The organism is Acidobacterium sp. S8, from assembly GCF_009765985.1.
GTDB lineage: Bacteria > Acidobacteriota > Terriglobia > Terriglobales > Acidobacteriaceae > Alloacidobacterium.
Map to the genome: position 1 here is coordinate 1 of NZ_LMUM01000035.1, position 25,142 is coordinate 25,142.

Annotated in this window: 25 protein-coding genes and 1 pseudogene; 12 read left to right on the forward strand and 14 right to left on the reverse strand. The window is 54.4% G+C overall.

What is annotated here, in order from left to right:
• The 6 genes from GSQ86_RS18500 to GSQ86_RS18525 form a co-directional block, all read left to right on the forward strand.
• On the forward strand, positions 1 to 771 hold a 771-nt coding region (locus GSQ86_RS18500; protein ID WP_158751627.1), incomplete at its 5' end, for a serine hydrolase.
• Positions 772 to 898: 127 nt separating this feature from the next.
• Positions 899 to 1,891 carry an N-acetylmuramic acid 6-phosphate etherase gene (murQ, locus tag GSQ86_RS18505; RefSeq protein ID WP_158751629.1) on the forward strand — a complete coding sequence of 331 codons (993 nt, stop codon included), beginning with the start codon at positions 899 to 901 and terminating at the stop codon, positions 1,889 to 1,891.
• Between the two features lie 108 nt (positions 1,892 to 1,999).
• The gene (locus tag GSQ86_RS18510; RefSeq protein WP_158751631.1) at positions 2,000 to 2,227 is read left to right on the forward strand and encodes an AbrB/MazE/SpoVT family DNA-binding domain-containing protein; all 228 of its coding nucleotides are present in this window, start codon (positions 2,000 to 2,002) and stop codon (positions 2,225 to 2,227) included.
• A 3-nt stretch (positions 2,228 to 2,230) separates the two neighbouring features.
• The gene (locus tag GSQ86_RS18515) at positions 2,231 to 2,623 is read left to right on the forward strand and encodes a type II toxin-antitoxin system death-on-curing family toxin (protein WP_158751632.1); all 393 of its coding nucleotides are present in this window, start codon (positions 2,231 to 2,233) and stop codon (positions 2,621 to 2,623) included.
• 95 nt (positions 2,624 to 2,718) lie between these two features.
• Positions 2,719 to 4,026 carry a UDP-N-acetylglucosamine 1-carboxyvinyltransferase gene (murA, locus tag GSQ86_RS18520; protein ID WP_158751634.1) on the forward strand — a complete coding sequence of 436 codons (1,308 nt, stop codon included), beginning with the start codon at positions 2,719 to 2,721 and terminating at the stop codon, positions 4,024 to 4,026.
• A gap of 52 nt (positions 4,027 to 4,078) precedes the next feature.
• Complete coding sequence (locus tag GSQ86_RS18525; protein ID WP_158751635.1) at positions 4,079 to 4,552, forward strand: DinB family protein; 474 nt, start codon at positions 4,079 to 4,081, stop codon at positions 4,550 to 4,552.
• Positions 4,553 to 4,717: 165 nt separating this feature from the next.
• Here GSQ86_RS18525 and GSQ86_RS18530 read toward each other — a convergent pair whose 3' ends face one another.
• From GSQ86_RS18530 to GSQ86_RS18545, 4 genes are all read right to left on the reverse strand, one after another.
• On the reverse strand, positions 4,718 to 4,993 hold the full coding sequence (locus GSQ86_RS18530; protein ID WP_158751637.1) for a hypothetical protein: 276 nt from the start codon (positions 4,991 to 4,993) through the stop codon (positions 4,718 to 4,720).
• Positions 4,990 to 5,316 (reverse strand): HupE/UreJ family protein, encoded by a 327-nt coding sequence (locus tag GSQ86_RS18535; protein ID WP_158751639.1) that lies wholly within the window; start codon positions 5,314 to 5,316, stop codon positions 4,990 to 4,992. The genes GSQ86_RS18530 and GSQ86_RS18535 overlap by 4 nt, the downstream gene beginning before the upstream one ends.
• The gene (locus GSQ86_RS18540; RefSeq protein ID WP_158751641.1) at positions 5,313 to 5,996 is read right to left on the reverse strand and encodes a DUF3500 domain-containing protein; all 684 of its coding nucleotides are present in this window, start codon (positions 5,994 to 5,996) and stop codon (positions 5,313 to 5,315) included. Before GSQ86_RS18540 ends, GSQ86_RS18535 begins: the two co-directional genes overlap by 4 nt.
• Before the next feature lie 237 nt (positions 5,997 to 6,233).
• A complete protein-coding gene (locus GSQ86_RS18545; RefSeq protein ID WP_158751643.1) occupies positions 6,234 to 7,634 on the reverse strand; it encodes a rhodanese-like domain-containing protein in 1,401 nt (466 codons plus the stop codon).
• A gap of 120 nt (positions 7,635 to 7,754) precedes the next feature.
• On the opposite strand from GSQ86_RS18545, the gene GSQ86_RS18550 reads away from it, so the two are divergent.
• Positions 7,755 to 9,326: a sulfatase-like hydrolase/transferase gene (locus tag GSQ86_RS18550; RefSeq protein WP_216841203.1), complete on the forward strand. Its 1,572-nt coding sequence runs from the start codon at positions 7,755 to 7,757 to the stop codon at positions 9,324 to 9,326.
• Here the strand turns inward: GSQ86_RS18550 and GSQ86_RS18555 are convergent.
• From GSQ86_RS18555 to GSQ86_RS18570, 4 genes are all read right to left on the reverse strand, one after another.
• Entirely contained in the window at positions 9,323 to 9,733 is a 411-nt protein-coding gene (locus tag GSQ86_RS18555; protein WP_158751645.1) for a hypothetical protein, read from the reverse strand. The genes GSQ86_RS18550 and GSQ86_RS18555 overlap by 4 nt on opposite strands.
• 227 nt (positions 9,734 to 9,960) lie before the next feature.
• On the reverse strand, positions 9,961 to 10,353 hold the full coding sequence (locus tag GSQ86_RS18560) for a hypothetical protein (protein WP_158751646.1): 393 nt from the start codon (positions 10,351 to 10,353) through the stop codon (positions 9,961 to 9,963).
• A gap of 1,550 nt (positions 10,354 to 11,903) precedes the next feature.
• Positions 11,904 to 12,431: a LytTR family DNA-binding domain-containing protein gene (locus GSQ86_RS18565; RefSeq protein ID WP_158751648.1), complete on the reverse strand. Its 528-nt coding sequence runs from the start codon at positions 12,429 to 12,431 to the stop codon at positions 11,904 to 11,906.
• 244 nt (positions 12,432 to 12,675) lie between these two features.
• On the reverse strand, positions 12,676 to 13,296 hold the full coding sequence (locus tag GSQ86_RS18570; protein ID WP_158751649.1) for a TetR/AcrR family transcriptional regulator: 621 nt from the start codon (positions 13,294 to 13,296) through the stop codon (positions 12,676 to 12,678).
• 358 nt (positions 13,297 to 13,654) lie between these two features.
• Between GSQ86_RS18570 and GSQ86_RS18575 the strand changes: the two genes are divergently transcribed.
• The 5 genes from GSQ86_RS18575 (at position 13,655) to tnpB (ending at position 18,529) form a co-directional block, all read left to right on the forward strand.
• Positions 13,655 to 14,944, forward strand: a complete 1,290-nt coding sequence (locus tag GSQ86_RS18575; RefSeq protein WP_158751651.1) for a hypothetical protein — start codon at positions 13,655 to 13,657, stop codon at positions 14,942 to 14,944.
• A gap of 230 nt (positions 14,945 to 15,174) precedes the next feature.
• Positions 15,175 to 15,768: a DinB family protein gene (locus tag GSQ86_RS18580; protein WP_158751653.1), complete on the forward strand. Its 594-nt coding sequence runs from the start codon at positions 15,175 to 15,177 to the stop codon at positions 15,766 to 15,768.
• A gap of 630 nt (positions 15,769 to 16,398) precedes the next feature.
• Positions 16,399 to 17,427 carry an IS110 family transposase gene (locus GSQ86_RS18585; protein WP_158751655.1) on the forward strand — a complete coding sequence of 343 codons (1,029 nt, stop codon included), beginning with the start codon at positions 16,399 to 16,401 and terminating at the stop codon, positions 17,425 to 17,427.
• Between the two features lie 781 nt (positions 17,428 to 18,208).
• Positions 18,209 to 18,343 (forward strand): hypothetical protein, encoded by a 135-nt coding sequence (locus GSQ86_RS23700; RefSeq protein WP_256366849.1) that lies wholly within the window; start codon positions 18,209 to 18,211, stop codon positions 18,341 to 18,343.
• Between the two features lie 39 nt (positions 18,344 to 18,382).
• Positions 18,383 to 18,529: an IS66 family insertion sequence element accessory protein TnpB gene (tnpB, locus tag GSQ86_RS18590; protein ID WP_158751657.1), complete on the forward strand. Its 147-nt coding sequence runs from the start codon at positions 18,383 to 18,385 to the stop codon at positions 18,527 to 18,529.
• A 116-nt stretch (positions 18,530 to 18,645) separates the two neighbouring features.
• Here tnpB and GSQ86_RS18595 read toward each other — a convergent pair whose 3' ends face one another.
• From GSQ86_RS18595 to GSQ86_RS18620, 6 genes and pseudogenes are all read right to left on the reverse strand, one after another.
• Positions 18,646 to 20,790, reverse strand: coding sequence for an alpha-galactosidase (locus GSQ86_RS18595; protein ID WP_158751659.1), 2,145 nt, complete (start codon positions 20,788 to 20,790; stop codon positions 18,646 to 18,648).
• Between the two features lie 80 nt (positions 20,791 to 20,870).
• Entirely contained in the window at positions 20,871 to 21,527 is a 657-nt protein-coding gene (locus tag GSQ86_RS18600) for a glycoside hydrolase domain-containing protein (RefSeq protein WP_158751661.1), read from the reverse strand.
• Positions 21,528 to 21,601: 74 nt separating this feature from the next.
• Positions 21,602 to 21,940: pseudogene (locus GSQ86_RS23605) on the reverse strand (glycoside hydrolase domain-containing protein); the annotation flags it as partial.
• Positions 21,874 to 23,334: a glycoside hydrolase domain-containing protein gene (locus GSQ86_RS18610; protein ID WP_216841204.1), complete on the reverse strand. Its 1,461-nt coding sequence runs from the start codon at positions 23,332 to 23,334 to the stop codon at positions 21,874 to 21,876. The pseudogene GSQ86_RS23605 and the gene GSQ86_RS18610, both read right to left, overlap by 67 nt.
• Positions 23,285 to 24,115: a phytanoyl-CoA dioxygenase family protein gene (locus tag GSQ86_RS18615; protein ID WP_158751668.1), complete on the reverse strand. Its 831-nt coding sequence runs from the start codon at positions 24,113 to 24,115 to the stop codon at positions 23,285 to 23,287. Before GSQ86_RS18615 ends, GSQ86_RS18610 begins: the two co-directional genes overlap by 50 nt.
• Before the next feature lie 208 nt (positions 24,116 to 24,323).
• Positions 24,324 to 24,488 (reverse strand): transposase domain-containing protein, encoded by a 165-nt coding sequence (locus GSQ86_RS18620; RefSeq protein ID WP_216841205.1) that lies wholly within the window; start codon positions 24,486 to 24,488, stop codon positions 24,324 to 24,326.
• Between the last annotated feature and the right edge of the window lie 654 nt (positions 24,489 to 25,142).

Here is a 25,142-nt window from a genome sequence, read left to right on the forward strand (position 1 = left end):
GGCAAAGAGCACGTGACCATGCGGATGCTTCTGGCTCATTCTTCGGGTCTGCCGGCATACGCACGTCTCTTTGAGCAGCACACCTCTGCGAATGCCCTGCTGCGGGCCTGCCTGCAGATGCCGCTCGAAGCCGCACCTGGAGCACGCGCTGACTATTCTGATATCGGTTTCATTCTTCTCGGAAAAGCGTTGGAGGTGCTTTCCGGAGACCACTTGAGCCGATTCTTTCAGCGCGAAATTTTCACGCCGCTTGAATTAGCCAGCGCCTGCTTCTGCCCTTCCATCCAAATACGGCCGCAGATTCCACCAACCGTAAATGACACGGAATTTCGCAAGCGCGTGATTCAGGGAGAAGTGCACGACGAGCACGCTTTCGTACTCGGCGGCTGTGCCGGACACGCGGGACTTTTCGCGAACTCACTCGATGTTCTGAAGTTCGCCGCCTGCATTCTGAATCATGGCCGCACTGCAGAAGGACAGCAGCTATTCCGCCCTTCCACTGTGCAACTATTTGCAACTCGTCAGATCGAGCCGCAAGGCACATCCCGTGCCCTGGGATGGGACACCCCGACGATGCCCTCTTCGTCCGGGCAGTTTTTCAGCAAAGATTCCATTGGGCATCTCGGCTACACCGGCGCCTCTCTCTGGATCGATCCGCAGCGCAAACTGGCAGTTGTCCTCCTTACGAACCGCACCTGGCCAGACCGTTCCAGCAAGCTGATTCAACAAGTCCGTCCCGCTTTTCATGATGCTGTGGTCGCGAGCCTCTGAATGATTCGTCCCAATCTGCTCGAAAATGGCACACAACCTGATTTTCTCTTTATCGAAAATCACGTTCGGCGTTCTTTATTAGCGATACAATAAAGTGCAAGCAGTTCATTGGATTAAAAGCACAACGATGGCCACCATAACAACCGCTCCACCTGCCGAAGCGCAGCGCAACATCAATGGACAGGCATCTTCTTCCCCGGGCCTGCACGTCACCAGTCTTCACGAGCTCATTACCGAAAGCCCAAATGATGCTTCGCAGGGTTTCGACACAAAGTCTGCCCTTGAAATTGCACGCATCATCAACCACGACGACGCAAAGGTAGCTGCGGCCGTCAAGAAGGCTCTTCCGGAAATTGCCCTGGTGATCGATTCGGTCGCACGCAGCCTGCGTGACGGTGGACGATTGATTTACATCGGCGCAGGATCGAGTGGCCGCATTGCAGCTCTCGATTCATGTGAATGTCCGCCCTATTTTTCCAACGCACCGCAGCAGATCCAATACATCATGGCCGGAGGTCCGAAGGCTCTTGCTTCGCCGGTCGAGGTGAATGAGGACTCGGAAGAACTCGGTCAGCGGGATATCGCACGCCGTCGTCCCACCCGCAAAGATGTCGTTCTCGGGCTCTCGGCGAGCGGGCGCACTCCTTATGTAGTTGCTGCAGTCGCTTATGCTCGCGCACGCGGCGCCAAAACAGCCTGCATCACCTGCAATCCCAATACGCCACTGGCAAATGCCGCCGACATCGCCATCATTGCCGAAGTTGGACCTGAAGTTATTTCCGGCTCAACCCGCATGAAGGCAGCCACCGCGCAGAAGATGATCACCAACATGATCACAACCGGTGCGATGACACGCCTCGGCTACGTGTACGAAAACCTCATGGTCAACGTACACATGCAGAACTCGAAACTGGTCGAGCGCGGCATCAACATCTTGATGCGCGCCTGCAATATTGACCGCGAGACCGCTGTTCGCACCATCAAATCGGCCGGACGCAGCGTTCCTGTTGCTCTCGTCATGTTGAAGGCCAACGTGGATAAGCCCGAAGCCGTGCGCCGTCTGGCACAGTCCGACGGTAATGTTCGCAGAGCGATTGAAGACTCCGTAATGGACCTATAATTCGGCTTATATTTATATGTGAAAAAGCGCCCTCCACGGGCGCTTTTTACTTGTGCAGCCTTCTAGCGTTATTATAATAAATATAAGTACGTAAAAGGAGATCGGGAAATGGGCGCAGTAGTAAAAATCACTACCGTCGGCAGTTCTGCAGGCATCGTGCTACCTAAAGAAATTCTCGCAAAGCTTCACGTGGAAAAAGGGGATTCGCTCTATATAACCGAAACTCCCCAAGGCATCCAACTGACCCCTTACGATGAAGAGTTTGACCGTCAGATTGAGACCGGTAAGAAGGTCATGCGGAAATACCGTGATGCGCTACGTAAGCTTGCCGAGTAAACAATGCCAATCTGGATCGAAAAGCGAGTTGTGCTCGCCTACCACAATATGCAGCTAGCTGAGCACGGCGGCTCAACCGGGGTACGCGATGAAGGGCTTCTGGAATCAGCCTTGGCACGTCCGCAAAATATACTGGCCTATGAGGAAGAAGCTCCTACACTGCATCGTCTTGCTGCATCTTACGCCTTCGGCATTGCTCGAAACCATCCCTTTGTAGACGGCAATAAACGTACTGCGCTTGTGGTTGCCATCGCGTTTCTGGAACGAAATGGAATTACGTTTGCGGCAAGCCAGCAGAAAGCGTACCTCACTTTTTACGCTCTCGCCGCGGGCAAGCTCACCGAGGACGAACTGACAGCTTGGCTCGAGCAAAATTCCACTCCCACCGCAGGCTGATGTATCCAGGCTGATACGGGCCGGCGCCCGGCTTCTCTGCTTCCCACAGGGAACGCGTTTACACTAACTGGAAGCAGAGGAGCATTCACGGCACTATGGATAAATTCGTTATTCGCGGCGGGAATCCGCTTATCGGCACGATTCGCGTCAGTGGCGCGAAGAACTCAGCGCTTCCCTGCATGGCTGCCGCCATCCTTACCGAGGACGAGGTTATCCTCGAAAACATTCCGCAGGTGCAGGACATTGAAACGGAGCGCAAGCTGCTCGTTTCGATGGGCGCCGAAGTAGAACTGGGTTATGGCCGCGCGCAGCATCGGACCTCGATCAGCTGCCGTGTGCTTTCCGATCCTGTTGCCAAATACGAAATAGTGAAAACCATGCGGGCATCATCACTGGTGCTGGGGCCGCTCGTCGCCCGCACCGGGCTTGCTCGCGTTGCCATGCCCGGCGGCTGCGCTATCGGTGGCCGCCCCATCGACCTCCACATCAAAGGTCTCGAGACGATGGGCGCGACCATCAGCTACGAGCATGGATACATCGAAGCTCGCGCGGAGCGTCTGAAGGGCGCAAATATTGTTTTCGACAAAATCACGGTTACCGGAACCGAAGATCTGCTGATGGCCGCGGTACTGGCTGATGGCGAAACCATCATGGAAAACTGCGCCCGCGAACCGGAAGTCACCGATCTTGCTGCGCTGCTCAACGCGATGGGGGCGAAGATCGAAGGCGCCGGCACATCCAGGATTCGCGTGCAGGGTGTTGAAAAGCTGCATGGCGCGCGTCACCGCATTAATCCGGATCGTATTGAAGCCGGAACATTCCTCGTCGCCGGTGCGATTACCGGCGGAGATTTATGTGTTGCCAACTGCAATCCTGCGCATCTTGGAGCGGTGATCGCCAAGCTCGAAGAGGCCGGAGCGCGCGTCGAAATCATCGGTAAAGAACAGATCCGGGTGCGCAGCGAAGGCACGCTGAAAGCTGCTGACATTTCGACCGAAGAGTATCCCGGCTTTCCGACTGACATGCAGGCACAATACATGGCGCTTGCGACCCAGGCTGAAGGCACTTCCGTGGTGACGGAAAACATCTTCGAGAACCGCTTTATGCATGTGCAGGAGCTGATTCGCATGGGCGCGAACATCAAGGTCGATGGCCGCTCGGCTACCGTTCGCGGACGGACACCGCTCTCGGCTACTGCCGTTATGTGTTCCGATCTGCGGGCCTCGGCTTCGCTTGTTCTGGCGGCGCTGGTTGCAGACGGTGAATCGATTCTCGATCGCGTGTATCACATGGATCGCGGTTACGAGCACATCGAAGAAAAGCTGCGCGGCGTCGGCGCTCAGATTCGCCGCATGGGCAACATATTCGCCGATCGTCGCGAGCCGGTGGCTGTCGAAGCCTAAATACAGTGCAGCATTCTGCTCTCCTCTGCATCCCAAGTAGAAGGAGGGCAGAATGCCTGCTGACGACCACATCCTTCGTAAACAGCTAGTAGAATTCGTGCGCGGTGAAGGCGCACACATCAGCCTGAAAGAAGCGGTTAAGGATTTCCCTACGAAACACTATGGGGCCAAGCCAAATGGCGCTCCGCACAGTGCCTGGCAACAGCTTGAGCATATTCGCTTCACGCTCCGTGACCTTCTCGAATTCTGCACAAATCCCGAATACACAGCTCCGGAATGGCCCAAGGACTACTGGCCGGAAGCCGCGACTCCGCCATCCAGGGAAGCGTGGGATGCCGCGGTTCGAGCCGTGCATGAAGATATGGGAGCGTTCGAAAAGCTGATCGGCGATCCCGGCTCGAATCTCTATGCTGAGATTCCCTGGGGCGACGGGCAAACGCTGCTCCGCGAGGTTCTTCTGGCGGGGGATCATACCAGCTACCATCTTGGGCAATTGATGATGCTCAAGAAGCAATTAGCGGACTGACTATTGCAGCCAGCCCGTTCCCGCGTTTGCGTAAGTTTTTTAACAATGGAGTTACGTTCCAAGTACGGCGTTTCGTAACTCTATGATTCCAGGCAAAAATGCGGCTGTAATATTGATTCTTATTGCGATCCGGAGCATAGGGAGAAATGCCTTTGAACAGCCTTATTATTCAAAATTCGTTTCTGCATGTGGCCTAAGAGTCGCAGCCCCGAGAGGATCGGAAGGTCTGCGATCGACGATGTTCAGAAGCTGCCAACAGCTAAGACTCGCCAGGAACAATACACCGGCGAGCCAAACAGCATGATGCCCTACGGTATTCACTACAACATCTACAGAGCTATGCACGGCTAACAGCCGCTCAGCGATCCAGCCCACGGACGCAGCGTCGGCGACGAGTGCGCCAGCGATTCTTAGAAACGGATACGCGCGCGTCCGGTTCATGAGAAGTAGTGATGGCAGAGTGACGGCCACGACGACCATCTGCATTGTTTCGATGCCAGATTGAATGCCAGAATGTCGACTATACGCTCCCGCAGGCCAAGCCCTAATTCGCCGAGCGTGGCAGCAAACGCTAAACCATGAATGAGCCCGAAGAAAGCCGCGATGCCGGCTTCCTTATCCGGGAAGATGGGGCGGAGAGCGTGCACGGCCGATACGAGAATGGAAACCGCAATCAGCACTTTGATCGGGCGACTGGATACGCGGACGAATTCGATTGCAGCCAATGCAAGCGTGGTCGAGTGTCCGATTGTAAAAGCCGTCACAATTCTGAGAATTCGGAGCAGACGGCTGCGCACGCCAGCGACTCCAGCCCAGCGAGACTCGAAGGCGATGAGAGGCGCCAGGCAGCAGAAGCGTCAGTAAGAAGAGAGAATGATTTGTTGAGCGCCAGATGATGGCCGCCAAACTGCAACATCCACGGATCTTTTATCGAGGGCTTTCCAAGAATCGAGATGTAGTAGAGATCCTTGCCAAATAGATCGCCGCTCAGGCCGTCACCGAAGGGAGGCCGATTCGCTCCGTTGGGCGGCGGTCCGCCACCGCCTGGAGGCGGCCCATTGTTCCCGCGAGGATTTTTCGTCTCGTTGATCTTGTTGACCTTGCCTCCCTCCATAATTTGCTCGACCTTTTCAAATCCCCTCTTGCTGAGCGCAGACGATACGAGGACCATTGCAGCTGAACGCTGCGCCGGAGTCATCTCTCTGAGACTGATGCCGCCGCGAGGAACAAATCCAGTCGGGAGGTTGGACCAGCGTGCGCGCTGCTGTGCGTCGTCAAAGGAATACAGAATGCTCTGCCTCTGTTTCTCGCTGAGCGTAGAAAGAAAGGTATTCGCGGCGTTTACTATTTTCGACGTTGCCGTTTGCGCTGTAGCGGCCACTGACAACCAAATCGCCGCAAAGAAGCAGACGCCGCGAATCATTCTCATCGAAATGATATTCATCTTGTCATCCGTGACTGCCACTCTGACAAACTTCGTTATAGGCAATGGCGGACCCGGGATGTCGAAGATCGTCCCCGCCTACGGGACGTTTGTTCGTTTGCATATCGTTAATGGACGGAATTTTTCTTCTGCCGCCTACGTTTCGTTCTCCGATTCATCCTGCATTCCAACGTGCGGACGCTGCTTTGTCATCGAAGAATTTCATCAGCGATTTGTTGTAAAGCTAAGCGAAGGATGTCAGGTCCCCGACACAACCGGAAGCTTAGCGGCATCCCAGGCCGCGAGTCCGCCTGCCATTTCAATGAGATCAGTAATCCCGTTCTGGTGCAGAATGCTCGTAGCAATCGATGAACGATAGCCACCGGCGCAGTAGACTGCGATGCGACGCCCGCGAGGGAGTTCAGCGAGGCGCTTCTCGAGGTGATTGAGGGGGATATTCAGGCTTTCCGGTATGCGCTTAGCCTCCCACTCGCGGGGATTTCTGATATCCAGCACCAGAGGCGGATCGTCGCTCAAAAGTTCTGCGGCAACCATCGTGGCGCTCACGCGTTCCGTCGGCCATACCAGATCCGGTCTCTCTGCCAACGCCGCCATGCCTTCGTTCAGATAGCCCCTTACATAATCGAATCCGATGCGGCCCAGGCGTAGTGCAGCTTCCTGTTCGCGTCCTGGCTCCGCAATAATAACAATCGGCTTGAGGCGATCCAACAGTGTACCGACCCATGTAGCGTATTGGCCGCCCAATCCAATATTGATGCTGCCGGCAAGATGTCCACGCGCAAATTCCGCAGCATCCCGCACATCCAACAGGTGCGCTCCCGAATCTCCGAGCCGTATCACTTCGTCGAGTGCAACGGGTTGCAGAACCTTCTCAAGGTTGCTGTCGAGTGTTACGCGCTCGCGCGTGTTCAGAATGGCGTCATAGGCAAAGTACTGCGGAGCATCCGGCTGATCGGTTGTGACCAGGCGAATGAAGTCTTCCTTCGGCATCGGTTGCAGAGCGTAATTCATGCGCCGCTGATCTCCAAGTGTTGACACAGTGTCGGAGGAGAGCTGTTTACCGCAAAGAGAGCCTGCGCCGTGCGCCGGATAGATCAGCGTGTCATCGGGCAGCGCCAGCAGCTTGTTGTGAAGTGAGTCGTAAAGACGAGCGCCAAGATCGTCGGCCGTCCATCCCAGCGAAGCCCTCAGATCAGGCCGGCCGACATCTCCGATGAACAAGGTATCTCCCGTGAGAACGGCATGCGGCGTTGACGGGCTTTTCTCCAGATCAAACACGAGGATGGAGATAGACTCGATAGTATGGCCTGGAGTTTCCAGAATTTGCAGGCGTAGATCTGAAAACTGGAGCATGTCACCATCTGCCATCGGCGAAAAGGTATACTCCGCTTCGGCGCGGCGGCCGAGATGAATGGTTGCGCCGCAACGGTCGCGCAGTTCCAAATGTCCGGCAATAAAATCGGCATGGAAGTGCGTCAAAAAGACATGCCGGATCTGGAGGCCGAATCTCTCGGCATCTGCCAGGTATTGTTCGATATCTCGCTGTGGATCGACGACGATTGCAGTCGCGCTGGCCTCGTCACCCAGAAGGTAAGACGCATGCGCCAGGCAACCGAGATAATACTGCTTGAGGATCATAGAAACTTTTCAGTTGGGGGAGCCGATCAACAGACTATCGCAATTTTGCCTGGCCTGAACGAGATATAACGGTGAAGTTGTATCCCCGGCGGGTGGAAGTAGTGTCGTCTCAGTTAAAATTTGGCTGTTACTGACGACATGACTCCAAAAGCGCTCATCCCTCAGCTCAACCGCCGCCGCTTTCTTCAGGCCTTCTCTCTTGCATTGGCAGACATGGCAGCTTCACAGAGTGCGAACCCAGCGTTGCACTCGGGATCGAGGCCGCCCAACATTGTGCTGATTCTTTCCGACGACGTTGGCTTCGGCGATGTGAGCTGCTACGGAGCGAAGGACTTCAAAACGCCGAACATCGACAGGCTGGCACAGAATGGACTGCGTTTTACTGATGCGCATTCGGTTGCGTCTACCTGCACTCCTTCGCGCTATGCCCTGCTGACTGGCACGTACTCCTCACGCAAAGACGGCGTGCAGATTCTGCCGGGCGACGCTTCCCTGCTGATCGATACGACACGCTCGACAATGCCGTCGGTTTTGAAGAACGCTGGGTATGTTACCGGATGTGTCGGGAAGTGGCATGTCGGTCTTGGCAACGGAAAGATTGATTGGAACGGAAATATTGAACCGGGTCCGTTGGAGACGGGCTTCGACTACTCGTTCATCCTTCCTGCTACCGCCGACCGTGTTCCTACTGTTTTCGTAGAAGACCATCGTGTTGTTGGCCTCGATCCCAATGATCCGATTGAGGTGAGCTATGCGGCAAAAGTTGGCGATGAGCCGACGGGAAAAGAAGATCCGCAGCTGCTGAAAATGAAATTAAGCGAAGGCCACGATGGAACCATAGTGGATGGCGTGAGCCGCATCGGTTTCATGTCTGGCGGGCATGCAGCCAGATGGGTGGACGAAAATATGGCTGCGACGCTTGCAGGAAAAGCCAGCGCTTTTATTGAGAAGAACCACGAGAAGCCCTTTTTCCTCTACTTCACTCCTAGTGATATTCATGTTCCGCGCATGCCAAATGCAAAGTTCGCAGGCACGACGAGTTGTGGCGTTCGCTGCGACGTGATTGAGCAACTGGACTGGACGGTTGGGCAGATTATGACGGAGTTGGAACGGCGCAACCTGACCGGCAAGACTCTCGTCATCTTTACCAGCGACAACGGTCCGGTCGTCAATGATGGCTACGATGATGGATCTGATCGGCTGCTCGACGGACACAAGCCAGCCGGACCGTATCGCGGCGGCAAGTACAGCATTTATGAAGGAGGAACTCGGATTCCCTTCATTGCGTATTGGCCCGGCCATATCAAGCAGGGAGTATCGAATGCGCTGATCGATCAGGTCGATCTCATGCGGTCATTCGCTGCGTTGGCGGGCGCAAGCGTTCCGAAGACAGGCGCTCCGGACAGCATGAATGTTTCTTCCGTGCTTCTGGGTCATTCCCGCAAAGGACGAAGCTCGCTGATCGAAGAGTCGCAGTGGCTGGCGATTCGCCAAGGACAGTGGAAATTAGTCGATCGCAATGAGCGTCCGGGACATCTGGCTCCATTTCGTGGGGAAAATCAGCCGGTGTTTGAGCTCTACGATCTGAAAAATGATCCTGGGGAAACGACCAATGTGGCTGAGAGTCATCCGGAGATTGTGCAATCGTTATCGCGTCTGCTGGAAAAGATTAGAGCGCAAGGGCACAGTTAGCGCCAGCTGACGGCGAGCTGCCAGCGCAGGCTGCGAGTGGACGTCTTTCGCAGGACGCGCTCGTATTCTTCCAGTTCATTGAGGACGGCTGCCGTTTCCGAGCCGAGAGCCGATGGGTTGTCCTGCAGGAAGTCGAGCAGCGTACCGATGGTGACGAGTCCGTCATCAGGAGAAAACCACTGTGGCGGCGGCAGGGTCTTGGCCCATTCGGGATCGCCTGCGCCCTCTTCGAGCAGCAGGGCCATGGAGTTTTCGTCAGCGGAGAAAAACTCCAGCAAAGGCTTTACGCCGAGTCGCAGGGCGAGCTTTTCCAGGGCATCTTCGTTGCGGGCAAGACCGCGGCCATTCACGAAGATGTCAAAACCGGGATCTTCCCCTTCGACGACTATGTACATGGACGCACTCATGTTTGCCCAGTCTACCCTAGCTTAGACGCTCCATTAATCCGTCACGTGAGCGATGTTACCCGGAGGGTTAACACCGGATCTTCCGCCGGAGAGCGAAGCAGTTTCACAAATTTGCGGACACGATCATGATACCGGCAAATATTCGGCAGCTTACCTGAGGACGAAACAAGAGGATACTTTCCAGCAAAGCGATTAAAAACTGCGCCCAAATGGTGGAAGCGAGCAGCTCACTGCGCATCTTTTTGAGAAGCCAAGGTTAGGTAGGATAAGTAAATGCATTTGCCTGAGTGGCAAGCTCGAACCAGCGAGTGAATTGCAGGTGCGATTGGGGCGGAGTAGCAGGAACTGTAACCGATAAGGCAGACCAGCAGTGGAGTTGCCGCAACGGTGACGGCAGCGATACCGGGGGGCAGTTGCCCCACTGCATATATGGAAGCTTCAAAAGGAAATGCAATCAGCGTGATAGCGAGAAGAGCGCAGACAGAACATTCGCGCCCACGCGGCAGAGACTGTCGAAGCAGAGCGTTGATGAGCCCGAGAAAAGCTGTAGCCAACGCAAAGGCGACGGCTGCCTGGCGCTGCTGGAGAGCCGGTCCGGGCTGCTCTGAGGAAGCAGCCAACTGCTTCCCCCATATGAGGGCGCCCCCAAAGAAAGCCGCGAGCGTTTTGATTCTTATGTGGACGGAGATTTAAGCCGCGGAGTATTTTCGCGGAGCCAACCGGAAATTAAGTGGTAAAAATGCTTAGAACTGGTGGAGGCGGCGGGAGTCGAACTTTTCCACACCTCACGGTTTCTGTAACTTATAGATTCTATGAAATGAATGAAGTGCCAAAAGTGCCACAATGCCGGATTCATCGTACGTGTATCCTACACAGATTATTGGGAGAGTCGGGAATTGACTCGCTTATCCGAGCTGCCTCAGGGTGTGCATTGCGCTGGATGAAGAATGCTGCCTGCGCCTGGCAAGGGCCGAGGCGAACGTGAGCGTAGTCCTGTGCAACAGGCTTCAACAAGCAGGCCGCTCCAGCGCATGAAAAGCGTGATGGTGAGAAGCTGGGTTTGCGTGTCCGCGATGGGGATGTAACCGCTGCGGGGATCGCCTTAACGTACGTCGCATCGAGAATCCTCTGGAACTCATCGTGAGAGAAATAGTCGGTCCGAAGCGGTGTCACACGCAGGCCCAGAAGAAACCGATCACGCGGCTCTGCTTCTTGTGTTTGGCCAGCGCGCCATCTTCCACGTGCTGCGGAAGTTGAGCAGGGCGTGGTCTCAGACACGTTGCGCCCGACGGCATCCGCGAGGTGGGCCTCGACGGCTTTCTTGACTTAGACGCGTGGTCTATTCGGTGTGGAAGATAGGACCTCGCCATCCGGATCAAAAGCTCCCACTCGGCCGAAAAGGTGCATGGGGTCACTCCGTCAGCCCTTCTTTGGGATCGCCTTGCATACCATTCAGCCGCCTTGTAGGACGACCTTCGCACCCGGGGGATCTGAGCGGATCAGAACTTTCTTTTCGCTGTCGAGCGCTGAATTGGGATCTAATCTTACATGCATACAGAAGGCGTACAAGAGGATAGGCAATCGAAGCGCGACACACTGCGGATGAATCCCGCCCAGCGTTTGATGGCTGAAAGCACCATGAACATTGCCTTTCGAATCTGGCCTGGCACTAATCTTCAAGCGCTGTTCAATTAGGAACGCATCAAGGAATAAACGACGCACTAAGGTTACCTCCGACGTGGTCGCAATAGTTGTAGATAATATTGCCATTACTGTCCGTATAGAAGGGAGGTGCGTTGGTACACGCAATAGCGACGGGATTTTCATGGTAGCCTACCCCGCAAAAACCTGAGTCAGGGGGCGCTGGCGAGGGGATGGACTCTTCGTCGGAGGGTTTCCCGATGTTGAGGTGGGAGGGGTGGGCGCGGTTCCTGGAACTTTTTTGACGGGTTTAAGGCCGATTGAGTGCTTTGCTGGGCCTGAAGTTGGCGACGCTGAGCTGCGAGGCCAGCTTGTTGTGCCAAGTAGCGCGCATTAGCGGCCGAGGCATTCGAAGACTTGTTCATTACTCGTCGATCGACTGTCACCGCTTACAACGGGAGAGCACCAGCCCTAAACCGCGACGGAAACTCCTAGGCGCGCTCATCGACGCAACCTATGCCTCCTCTTATCAGTAAAGCCGCTCTGTTCCTACCCACAGTTGAGCCAGATCCCTGAGGTTGTGTTTGTACGTACGCGTTACCAGGTATTCCTTCCCGCCTCTCACACGCAGCTTATACTCTCCCGTCGGTAGAGGTTGGACCTCCTCAACGGCCGAGACATTCACGACGACCGAGCGGTGAATGCGAATAAAACCGTAGGGTTTGAGCTTCTCGGCCATGGACGAGAGGGATTCGTGCACCAGATAGTGATGAGGTCGGTGTTGCAACGAGACATAATTGCCTTCGGCTTGCACTGCCGAAATGTCGAATAGATTCAACAGTAAAATGGTGCCTCTTGCCTTGAACGCGATTCGCGGCCCTTGTCGTTCCGCTATGCTCTCCAACTGCCGCGAGACTCGCATGAGGCTCGCCGCATCAATGCGGATGACCGGAAGTAGTAATGTATCTGTAGCTTCGAAGTACTGGTCCTCTGTCGTTCCAGGACTGTAGCCCCCTTTACTTCTGGTGGAAAACATCTCAGCCCCCGCAGTGGGCATGAAGCGTTTGCATCTGCGTCAGCAGCTTGCTGAACAAAGGTTTTACGCGCAATGGCCTGATCCTGAATTGTGCTGGCGCGCATGATGAAACCCCTAGTTCTTTCGTGTCGATTTCTGCTACGTGACTGAGGATGACGCGTGCACTGCTTCTACGTGAACTCGACTGAGCTTGGGGATTGGAGGAAAACTCAGCCAAGGTACCATCGCTGATCTCCTTCGATCCATGGCGTTCGCTAAACTGAAATCACCGCGCTCGCCGGACAACATGCTTCTTCGACATCGGTCGTCCGCCTTTTGGAGATTGACGGGGCGCCCGAAGAGACCTCAACCATCCCACGATGTTTCTAATTCCCACTTCCCACACTTGGGCATCTTGAGCATTCTTCGCCAACGAGGCGTAGCCCTCGACCATGGCGACCAGAAAACTGGCACTCTCCTCTGGATTCAGGTCGCAGCGAACTGTTCCTTCGGACTGTCCTCTTCGCAAGAGCGCAGCTACTCCTTCCTGCCAGGCCAAGAAAATCCTCTCCAAGCGCTTGCGGAATTGCTCGTCCACCGGAGACATCTCCGTTGCCAAATTGAGCAGCGGACAACCGGTTCGAATGTCATCGGGCCGAACTGATATGCGCCGGACGATGCCTATCAAGATATCAATCGGCTGCCCGCTGCCAAGCAGAGGGCTTAACCACCCGTCGCGAACGATCTTTGTGACGATTTCGTCGACGACTGCATATCCAAGGGCTTCTTTGCTATCGAAGTGATGATAGAGCGCTCCCTTGGTCACATTGGTGGCTTCGAGGATTGTATTGATGCCGGCATTCTGGAAGCCTGATCTGTGGACCTCCCGAAAGGCCGCTTGCAGCAAGCGTTTCCGTGTACGCTCTGGATCACGGAGCCGTGTCTTCTTCTCGTGACCATTTGACATACCGACCAGTATGTACGTTAAGCATTTGCAAGTCAATCCAAATGATCTGCCTGACTCTTGGCTGCGAGGTGTTCTCGAATTTTGTAACCTCCCGTCAGTTTGGGTATGAAAAGTTGGAGAAACGGTCGTTTAGGCCGTTTGGGATCGCCCCGGGAGACTGTTAGCCCACCACGCTGCGTCGAAATCTGAAACCTTGGGCCTGTTGTGTCACGTAATTGTTGTGAACGTGGAACACCACTTGCTCCTATGAATTGCACCTTATCGGCACGCAGACTTTCATCGGAGAAAAAGAGGAGACATGAATACACAAAGACAGTTGCGCAATTTCCGGACACTGTGGGTTATGACGATTGCTGTGACTTGCTTCAGCAATGCGTTCGCTCAACAGAGCTACAAAATTACTGATTTGGGCATTAACAACAGCAAGGACAACTTCAGCATGGCCATGGGCCTCAATAATCAGGGGTGGACGGAGAACATGGATGGGACCGTGAACCCTCCCGAGACTAGTACGTCTACGACAGTCTCAAGGGGTCGGGCGGTGATGAGCATCTACGGATTCAACATCGACCTGGGCACGCTTGGAAAACCCGACGGCAACAGTTGGATTAACTGGGGCGGAATCAACGACCGCGGGGAAGCCGTTAGTATGTCCGAAACAGCTGATCCAGATCCGAACGGCGAAGACATTTGCGGCTTCGGCACACACCTTACGTGCGTCCCGTTTCTTTGGCGAGACGGCCACATGAGTGCTCTTCCGACGGTCGGCGGAAATAATGGGCAGGCCAGCGCCATCAATAACCACGGAGAAGTCGTCGGATTTGCCGAAGACGGTTCCGTGGACTCCACATGCCCAGACGGCACAACGAACAATCGAATTGCGTTGCCGACGTTGTGGGAAAGAGGCAACACCGAAGCTCTTCCTCTGGTGAGTAACGATGTAGACGGTGTCGCATTCGGGATTAACGATCAAGGCGACGCCGTAGGCTACTCGGGGAACTGCACCGCAGCGGCTCACGCCGTAATGTGGAAAGACAACACTGCCGTCCCGCTTCAAGATCTCGGAGTAGCAGGTTCCAATTTCGCCTATGCCATTAGCAATCGCGGCCAAATCGCCGGGCAAGTCGGCAGTGGCAACACCTTCTATGCCGCGGTTTGGCGGGACGGCGCACACGGCGCAGTCACAAACCTCGGCGCTCTGCCGGGAGATTTTGCCGCCTTTGCCACCGGCATCAACAACCGGGGTCAAGTGGTGGGAAACACCTTTGACTCCAAGCACGACTGGTCTCACGGCTTCATCTGGCAGGACGGTGTGATGACCGACCTTAACACGCTAATTTCCGGGGATTCCAACCTCTTCATAATCTCGGCTAGCAATATCAATGAGCGCGGACAAATCTCGGGTATGGCAACGGTGCAAACCGGGCTCCATACGGGCGAAATTCACGCCTATCTCTTGACCCCCGTAGACGGACGCATCGGCGCTTCGATGGCAGATTTCGCACGTACACACCCGCATTCCATTTTGCCCGCGGATGCTTGCAACCACTCTTCGCAGAGATTCGGACCTGGCCGGCTCCAGCGATAAAGGCATTCGTTGCGTTGGTCAATTTGGGGCGATAGGGACATTTTTTCGGAGCTCCGGCACTCTGTAATTCCAGCCGTATGTTGTGTGAAAGCGCAAGGCTGGAGGTTGTGCGACCAATCCTGGGTCACGTCGGATACTGAGTGACCCAGGATGCACCACGTCAACACGAAATGGGAAAGGACTGTTACGCTGGAGTCGCCTTCAAAACAAACTTGGATCGAGGATAAACAATGCGCATTCGGGCTCTGCTTCTTGCAACTGCTGTGATCTCAAGTAGTGGTCTACAGATGCCCTCACAGATGAGCGGTCCCCGACCGTCACCGCCGGTGGGTACAAAGGAAGACCCCGCGAAAGCGGTCGACGGTTTGCTCTCCATGATGGAATTCCAGGTGGTGGGGGCGGCGAAGGCGATGCCCGCTGATAAATACAGTTTCGCGCCAGCGCAAGGCATCTTCGCCGCGAGCCAAACCACGCAGTTCGACACCGTGCGCACCTTTGTGGCACAGGTGACCCACCTGGCACAGGCGAATTACTTCTTTTTCGGCTGGAGCGGCATTAAACCTGACCGCGACGTGAAGGCGATCGGGTCAATTACGACTAGAGACGAAGCGCTGGCTGCCTTGGAAGCTTCGTTTGTCTATGCGCACAAGGCCATAGCGACCATTACCGCAGAGAATGCGTTTGTAGCCATTAAGCCGATTGACGGGTTCAGTACAAGGACGACGATAGCCGCTTTTGCCGCTGCACATGGGAATGACCACTACGGTCAAATGGTCGAATATCTGCGGATGAACGGCATCGTGCCGCCGGCAAGCGCGAAGTAGAAGCTCATTGGCAGTTGCTGTTGAGTGGATGCCAGGCACGAGATAGGAAAGTGAACATCGCCAAACGAGTTGTTCACGTTGCATACGGGACGACGGCTTATCACACTTCAAGCTTTGGATACGAGGCGGCAGCTTGTGTATACAGCCGCATCGTTCTATCTATATGGACTTGAAAACCGGCTGTTGAACCAGTTCCCAGGAGTTCGGTTTCGGAAAGAGCGGGCAGAGGTATCAGGCAGAAGCTTCAAATCATCGTTCGTCGGCAGGCGCCTGAGCCACCTGGACGAGAAACCGGCATCTCGTACACATAATTGCGCGGCGATTGACCCTGGTCGATTCTTAATCGAGTGCTAAGTCGCCAATGCAATCTTTGATAAGCGATGAGTACCGATGAGCATCTCGTGGCGAGTGCGCCACATTGACTGTGTGGAGGCATATCGGTTTATCCAGCATTCGCCGTGCGAAAAGCAGGCCATGGAAATGACAGAGTATGGAAAGGATGGGAAGCCATGATGCCGGCTTCCCATCCTTTCCACACTCTTTGGAAATCCCTTCGGGCTTCCACTATTGGAATGGTCCGCCGCCAGCACCAATCCGGACGGATTACCTTAGCTGGCAGGAGGCTTCACCATGAAGATTTCGACGATCGGCATCGACTTGAGCAAGACCACCTTTCATCTGATTGGGCTGAGCCCACGCGGTGAGATTGTGCTTCGCAAGAAGCTTTCGCGGAAGCAGTTGTTGACCTACACCGCAACGCGCATGCCGATGCTGATCGGTATGGAAGCGTGCGCGGGAGCTCATTACCTTGCCCGTGCCCTTCGAGATCAGGGACACGATGCCCGATTGATGCCGGCACAGTATGTGAAGCCCTACGTCAAGACGAACAAGAACGACTACCTGGACGCGGAGGCGATTGCGGAAGCCGTGCAGCGACCAACGATGCGTTTCGTTCCGATCAAGAACGACGAGCAGCTGGACCTGCAGGCACTGCACCGCGTGCGCGACCGCTGGGTGGCGAGACGAACTGCCGTGATGAATCAGATACGCGGATTTCTGCTGGAACGTGGAATTGCCATTAGGAAAGGGCCTTCTTACCTGGCGACCCAGCTACAGGTCATCTTCAGCGATGGCGATTCTTCGTTTTCCGGACGGCTGCTGCACCTGATTCGTGAGTTGAAGCTTGAGTGGGACGAGCTGGAAAGAAAGATCGAAGAAGCGAGTGCCGAGCTTGCCCGCATCGCGAAGCTGGATGATGGCTGTCATCGCTTGATGGAGGTGCCAGGCTTCGGACCTATCGTTTCGACAGCGCTGGTCGCGGCGATCGGAAACGGCATCAGCTTCAGAAAAGGGCGGGACCTAGCAGCCTGGCTGGGACTCGTTCCGCGACAACACTCGACAGGTGGCAAGACCAGACTGCTCGGCATCAGCAAGTTCGGAAACGAGTATCTGCGACGCATGATGCTTCACGGCGCTCGATCCGTAGTGATGCAGATGGAGCGAAAGCCTTCTGCTCTCGGCGAATGGCTGACCGGCCTTTCGGCAAGGTGCCATCGCAACGTCACCGTCGTCGCGTTGGCTAACAAGATGGCTCGAATCGCATGGGCCATCCTGAGCAAAGGCACATGCTACAACTCACCTGCGTTCGTGTCGGCCTGAACCGAGGCCTGGAAAAGACGCCCAAAATGCGGCCTTGGAAATCGCTTCGCGATTCCGCACTTTTCCACACCTCCGACGACGAATAGAAGTTTCCCTCAAGTTTGCGAGACAAATCGATGTGTGAGTGAACGGTCTCAACCGGCGTTGCTTAAGCCTGTGTGGGAATGAGAACCTTCTGAGTTCGGCCCACTTTGTAGACCAGCGACGCGCGGACTCCATTATGGCCAGGAGCGGAAGCTCCACAAACAGGCCGGATACATTTGCGCAGACCCTAATCACTCGCAACGAAGATTTCGCTTGCAATCTGACGGCGGACCATACATTCCCACCGCATCGACGACCGGATATATGTTTTCTCGTACCCCCTCAACTCGAACCGTCGCCACCGCAAGGGGCTTGTAACGGATGTCTCAGGTCCACAGCGTAACGGATGTTCCGGTACACTCACTCCCCTTAGCTGCACTTGCTTTTGCTGTTGCATCTGCGAGGTCGAGGCCGGTTCTTCGCCGGCGTCGTCCTCGCCGTTCTTAGGGTCGGCGTTACGGGAACGGCCGAGAGTAGTAGGGCAGAGCCAAACATCGGCTCATGTCTGATGCAGTAGGTTTGAGTATGAATGGTCGTGTTCGCCGTTTGCGATCGATTTCAGAGAGGCTTCAGATTATCGGTTGACTCTGAAGCCTAACGCCAGCGTGGCTGAAGTGCGTGAGCCCACGGTGTGAACGCGAACTAGGTTTTCAAGTGGCGTGGTGCATTTGAACGTGGCGAACTGAGCGAGCCGAGTATGGCGCTGATTCAGGTTACGGTGGCCAGCCACGAAGACGAGGGCAGAGAGACAGAAGAAGCTGCGATGCCGGTGGGAGGCGCGATCCACATTGAACTTCCTGGTCGAGCCGATCAGTATAGAGAGCGGCGCTGATTCATCTCTGGTGCGTTCGATCCAGGAGAGTCTGCGCAAATGATTCAGCTTCCGGCTGGGACGAAGGTCTGGATGGCAGCGGGTGTGACGGACCTGCGTCGCGGCTTCGACGGTCTGAGTGCACAGATGCAGAACGTGCTGCACGAGCAGTGCTCCGGTCACGTGTTTGTGTTCGAAGGCGAATAGGCGACATTGTTAAGCTTCTGTGGTGGGAAGGCGATGGTCTGGACCGTTCGCCAAGCGTCTGGAGCGTCCTGTTCCCTCGAGTTGAAAAGTATGTCGGCGGTTGCGCGCTCAGACTATTAATGATCTCGGTCCGTACTGTCGACTGTAGCGGATTGATAACGCACCAAGAGACTCCCCGGAGCATGATTTATCTCGACCCGGAGTTGCGTTAATTCGCGGCCCGTCATTGTTTGGCTCGTCGTCCTCTCGATCCCCTCAGTAATCGTGACCTTGTAAAACGCGGCCGGATCGATGCTGCGTAAACTGGCGTCGTAGTGAGATTGGTTGCTTTTCGAACGCCGGAAGAACATCGCGAAACCGGCTCCAAGATCCTGTCGATTGAATTGCCATCCACACCAGGCGTCCTCGTTAGTATTGATCGGAGTAAGAGGATAATAGTCCCCCAGCCAGAAAGGCCGGAGTGCCTTCAATTCGTCGATTTCCTTGGCGAGCGCATCTACTGGCATGTAGGGCGATTGCAGATCGAGGCCCATAGCCACCCCTGTAGTTGCAGTGCTGCGGAAGTTATAGGCATCGGCTCCATTCAAGATATTTGCGTCGAATGGAATCCACATATTTAGCTCAGCCGTCTGGGCCTGGTCCACAACTGGATTGGGTACACCCCCATTCGTAATCTCACTGCGCGTCAAGGATCCAATCGTTCGCCGCATCGCCTCGATATCCGGTCCAGTTACGCGCCAGTTTGCGTTATCGATCATCAGGCCTGGGAATCGATCTAACAGGCCGTCCCATAATGCATATAGCCCTTCAATTTGCCGTATTTCTGTTATGCCTTGGCGATCTTCCGGATCTGCGGCTCTCCAAAACGGAAGCGGGTTCGTGTTCCTATCCATTCGAAAAATATCCACTTGCCACTCGCGAATTCGGCTGGCCAGCAGATCGATCATCCATTGGAGAGCTGCAGGATCGCTAAACTTAAAGATCCCACCCCATTTTCCTTCCTGAGGCTGGTGTAGAACCCACTCAGGATGCTCTTTCGCGATCAGGCTGCCTGGACCAACCCCTTCTGGATCGAACCATAGCAAAAACTTTAGACCTTTCTTGTGTGCTGCTTCGCTAAGCGGTCGCAGTCCGTCCGGAAACTCCTTATTCGTTACCCAGCTTCCCCGGCCGTCAGGCCAAAGCCCCTCCATCCAGCCTGCGTCCAACCAGTATGTTTCAATTCCGATCGGAGGCAGGTTGTTGATTAGCTGCAGTTGGTTTTGCTCCGAGACATAGTTCAAAGCATCTCCCGGGCCGGGAAAGCCACGGCCGCCAGTGCCGCCTAGATCGCGCTCGGTTACCGTGGACAAAATATCAAGTGGATTTTGGCCCGTCTTCTTGGCGATGCCATCGAATATCAGAGCGTAAGCTCCCGTCGATGCAACGGGAGGCATGGGAGATTTGCCATCTATACGGGGGGTGTAATAGCGGATTAATGCCTGCCTGAGGGCGTTCTGCCCGATGATCGGATCTTTCCCCTGCCAGGAAACGAGGAGGATTCTGGGCGTACGAATGCTCTCGCCCGGATGCAACTTGAGGTGTGTGTGTTCCTGACCACTCTTCAAAGCTACGGTGCCAGCAAAACGTTGCGCCGTAACCATCCACTGCCCGGTCCAGCCAATCGCTCCCACCAGCCCGCCGTCAGGCCATTGCAGGTTAAAGAATGGCAAATAGGAGTCTTTTTGCACCCCCTTCTCCATGATGTAGTGTGCAATTGTGGCGTTCTTGTTCGCGCTCAGATCCGTGTCTACAGCCCTGTAATCGAGGGCGCTGGCCGTACTTCCATGAGCATGATGAAATGTCACAGGAGAGCCCTGAGGAACATGTAAATCTAAATCCAACGGCATAATCGTCTCGAGAAGTGGACTATCACGGCTCCCACGGTTATGCAGATTCATTACCCATTCGATAGCATTTGTTCCCTCAAACCGCGTCACCTCCCAACTGATTTCTAGGTGAGTAACAGGATCGATATAGTGGACCGTGTGCACTGTACGGCCATCAGAAGACGGACGAACATCTTCTGACTTCTGCCACGAACTGAGAAACTCCTTTGAGGATTTGCCGGCATAAGTAAAGGAGAAAGGTATTCGCTTCTCCAACTCGGAAGTAAATTGGTCTGGCTGGTTGTCGACGGCACGCCGATTTTGGCTCAATGCTGTGCATGATATGCACACAAGAAGTCCGACGTTCACGATCATAAATAGCTTACGTTGCATTGCGACTTCCTCTATAACGGACATGAGACTTGATGCTTTGCTCAACCATGCATAGCTATGCGAGCTCACCTCTCCTGGCCTCATTTCTTATCAAGGTTCTCGAAAGGACGGTGGGCGGTCGGATACGGATTTCCCCAATCCGTGTTTGCTTTTGCGCCCAGATTGAACTGCAACTCTGTAGTTCCGGCGTGGATCTTGCTCAGAGCTAACCAACTGCTGGGATAAGGCGCATTGTCTAGAAAGACCTTTTGCACGTAAGATCCGGAGCCAGATGCGTGAATGATCAGGATGCGACCATCTCCGAAATGTACGACAGCCTTTCTGAACATGGGTGTCCCGAGTACAAGCCCGCTGACACCAGGAATAGCTGGATACATACCCAGCGCGTTCCATATGTACAGGCCCGAAGTAGCGCCCATATCGTCATTTCCCGGAAGCCCCCCTGGAGTCGTGTTAAAGCCTTCCTTGAGAATCTGAGGCACGATTTCCTGCGTCCTCCACGGCATACCAGCAAACACGTACGCATAGGGAGCTACAAAGTCATGTTCGTTCGAGATATTAAAGCCGCCACCATTTTGGGAGTCAGCTTGTTTGCCAAATAATTCATTGAGGCGCTCCACCACCTTCTCATCTCCACCCATCGAGGCAAATAGCCGCGGATAATCGAAGGGGACCATAAACGTGTATTGGGCTGTGTTGCCCTCTTCAAAACCGTATTGGAACGGCGATGGGCCCATGTATCCTGCTTCGGCAACGCCCGGAGTGGATCAAAATTCTGCAGCCACTTGCCGTCTGCATCACGAGGGCGAATCCAACCTGTCTCCGGATCGAGCAGATTTTTCCAGTTTTGAGATTGCGCCATGAAGCGGCGATATCCCGCCACATCCCCAACATTCCTTGCTAACTGTGCAATGGCGAAATCGTCGTTGGCATATTCCAGAGTCCTTGAAGCGGAGATCGGATCACTGGCGGGCACATACCCGAACTTCAAATAGTCGCTCAGGAATGGGCGTTCCGCCATCATTTCGTAATGGATGAACGTGAAGGTGCTCGAATCCTTTGCCGGTTGCGTTCCTCCTTTGATCATGTAGCGCAATGCAGTCTGAGAATCAAAGTCGCGAGCGCCGAAGGCATATCCTGATGCCAACAAAATGTCAGACGAATCTCCCCCCCCACCCCCATTTCATAAGTCGATTGATTAGCCAGCGGCCATCGGGGAATCCAGCCACCTTGGACCGCATCGTTCACCAGAGACTGCATCATATCGCTCGCAACTTTGGGGACTAAGAGAGCTTGCAACTGCAGGGTATTCCGATATGTATCCCAGTCGGAAAAATTCGCGTATTGCTCTGCTTGTTTCGAGCCAGTGAGGGAATGTACCTTCTGATCAAATCCGAGATAGTTGCCATCGTCATCATTAAAGAGAGTAGGAGTTAGCAAAATGTGATAAACGGCCGTCGCAAATATTTTGTATTGGTCGGCACTCCCGCCCTCGACTGAGATATGATTCAGCGCCCGAGTCCACGACTCGCGCCCACGAGCGCGAATGGCATCAAAATTCCATTCGGGCAGCTCCGTGTTTAGATTCGCAAGTGCACCGGCCTCGCTGATATACGAAAGGCCAATCTTCATCAGAACTTCATGGCGGTCACCGAAATCCAGCCACGCGCCAGTCTGTTTTCCATCAGCCAATCGTTGATTTCTTTGCATCTGATTGTCATGCCAGGTATCGAACCGCCGGTATGGCACGTCAAACTTCGCCGCTATATGCAGTGAGTAGTGTGCGGGGCTCACGCAAAACCCCCACGAAGTAGCCCAGCCAGTTAAGGCGTTGTCGTCAAGAACCTCCACAAGGCTCTTATTATTTTCGCGCCCGAACGAAGGAAGACCCGCCATATGAACATCAGTGTCTGCACTCTCTCCTGTCTTCACCAACACGGCGGCGTTGATTCCTGGCGGAAACGAGAAGCGGGCCATACCGGCCCGCTCATTCACCGTCAACTCTACCTTTACCCCATTGCCTAAGGTTATGGCGTAATAACCTGGATGAGCCTCCTCGGTGGCATGTTCGAGCGTCTGAATAAATTCCTCATATGTATTGTTCTCCACACCGGGGCTCCTTCGTGGCTCATCACTCCACGGAAGAATGGGCACATCGGCGCCGACTGGACAGCCTACCCCATTAAGATGGGTTAAGCTGAACCCGTATGTTGTTCGGTCGTTACGAAAATAATAGTCACTTTTATTAGTGCTTGGCCCCCATTGAATCATTCCGAAAGGTAAAGAAGCAGCGGGTGATGTCAACCCACCGCCGCTTGTTCCGATGAACGGATCAACTGCATCATAAAAGCTGCCCTGCTGTGACCATGCAGTGTCGCATGGCCACAACACTGACACGAAGGCCACACACAGAGCATCAACAAATCGGCGGCTGCGCAATTTGAACCTTCCAGCTTTCATCACGGTGAGCTGATGAGAATCTTTCGGCTGCAGCTCAGCTTCGGAGTTTTTCACCAGCACTTGTCTTATCTTCTGCTGGATCAATGAACGTCTGCGATGCGTCGCTCAGCCGCACTCCCACGCGTAGTACTGCATCTTCATCAACCTTATGAAGCTTGTTATAGCGAGGATGGTGTGAGTCCTTGTAGGGCGAATTCGAGGCGGCGTTATAGCAGCAGATAAGAGCCCACCGCGGTGCTTCACTTACATTTTGCGCAGAGGCGTGAAGCAGATTCGAATGAAAGAAGAGCGCCGCGCCAGGGGCCATTTCACAATAAACATGTTCGAGACGCTCTCGTGCAACTCCTACATGTTCGGGATCTGCCCCTGTCTGACCGCCGTATCGGCCATGCTCAATCCTTCCCATGCGATGTGAGCCTTTCAATACCTCTAGACAACCATTCGCTCGACTGGCGGAGTCAACAGCGATCAGGCAGCTTGCCATGTCCGGAAAGAGACAACCATTCTGATACCAGTAACCATAGTCCTGGTGCCACTCCCACGCGCCACCGACGCGAGGTTCTTTGAGGATCATCTTGGAGTGGTAATGGTAGACTTCACCACCTAAGAAGGTTTCCATGCGATCCACGATGCGGGGCAATCGGGCGATCAATCCGAAAGTGTCATCGCCCGCGTAATTCCAGCCGGCAAGACGAATACGGGTGCCTCCTGTGTCTGCTAACTCGAATGCACTATTCAACATGATGGAGTCTGCGTGCGCAGCGTCCACGAGTATCTGGACCTCTTCAGCCGTCAACAGGTCAGGGACAAGGACGTAACCGTCGGTGTCGAATTGCAGCGCTTCATCTCGATATGTCTGCGACATGGTTAGCACTTATCTCCCAAGAAGATCAACGTGCGAAGTTAACCGAACTCGTTAGGCGGAGCTACGGGCGTTTTCGAGAACTCGATCGGTAATGATACCTTTACGACGAAAATTTATAAGCGTTCCGAGTTTTAGTGTCAACAATGTTGTCATCTTTATTGAATAAACGCCGAGCATTGAGACTATACATCTCTCCGACCGTATCCACCTAAATCTCAAGTGAATACATGAGATCATGCGAGATCTGTGTGAGAGGTGGTGAAGTCCATGGCAACAGTTCATGGTTGCGATTGACTGGGTGATCGGCGATCGTTTCCAGGATGCGGCGAAGATTGAGTTCTGGATCGAGGCCGTTAAGCTTGAATAGCCTCAACAGTTGTTCTATTGGTGAGTTTGACGACCGTCTGCTCGTTCAACTTATCCTGTGTATGAACTTCATCGTTGCATATACCCAGCGGCCTCTACTGTCCTTGTGTCTTTGAAAACGTGCCGCAAAGACGTCGGCATCCGTATGACCTTCTGTGTAGTGTTTGCTCATCCACTGCACCATGTTCGACGTGATCTCACGTTTACTCCAATGCGGGCAACGCACGAGGGTTTGCGAGCGCTGGCTGCACCCGGCCGAATCGTCGCATCTGCCGATTGATCTTGTGAGAACACATTGTAGACGGCGTCGATGATCGTTCTCTGAATATGCTGCCTTACACGCCGAAACCCTCTTCGGGGCCCTGAGCTGATCTGGGGCTTCAGCACTAAGCTTACGATCCGCGCTAGGTAGTGGTTGATAGAATGCAAAATGCATCAACGGTTGTTTCTCACAAAAGAGGAGACTCCATCTGGGATCAGCAACATCTCGCGGGGCGATGGCTGCCGGGCAAAGACGTAACATGCCATTAGCGGTCGTGACGCAACGACCGGCCAATCGCACGACGTCGCCCCGAACCATAACAGCTTACGAACTGGGGTGCCTCATATCGTAGCCCTGCTCGATATAGATAGTTGCACTATCTTCGACCAAGCCGTGCCT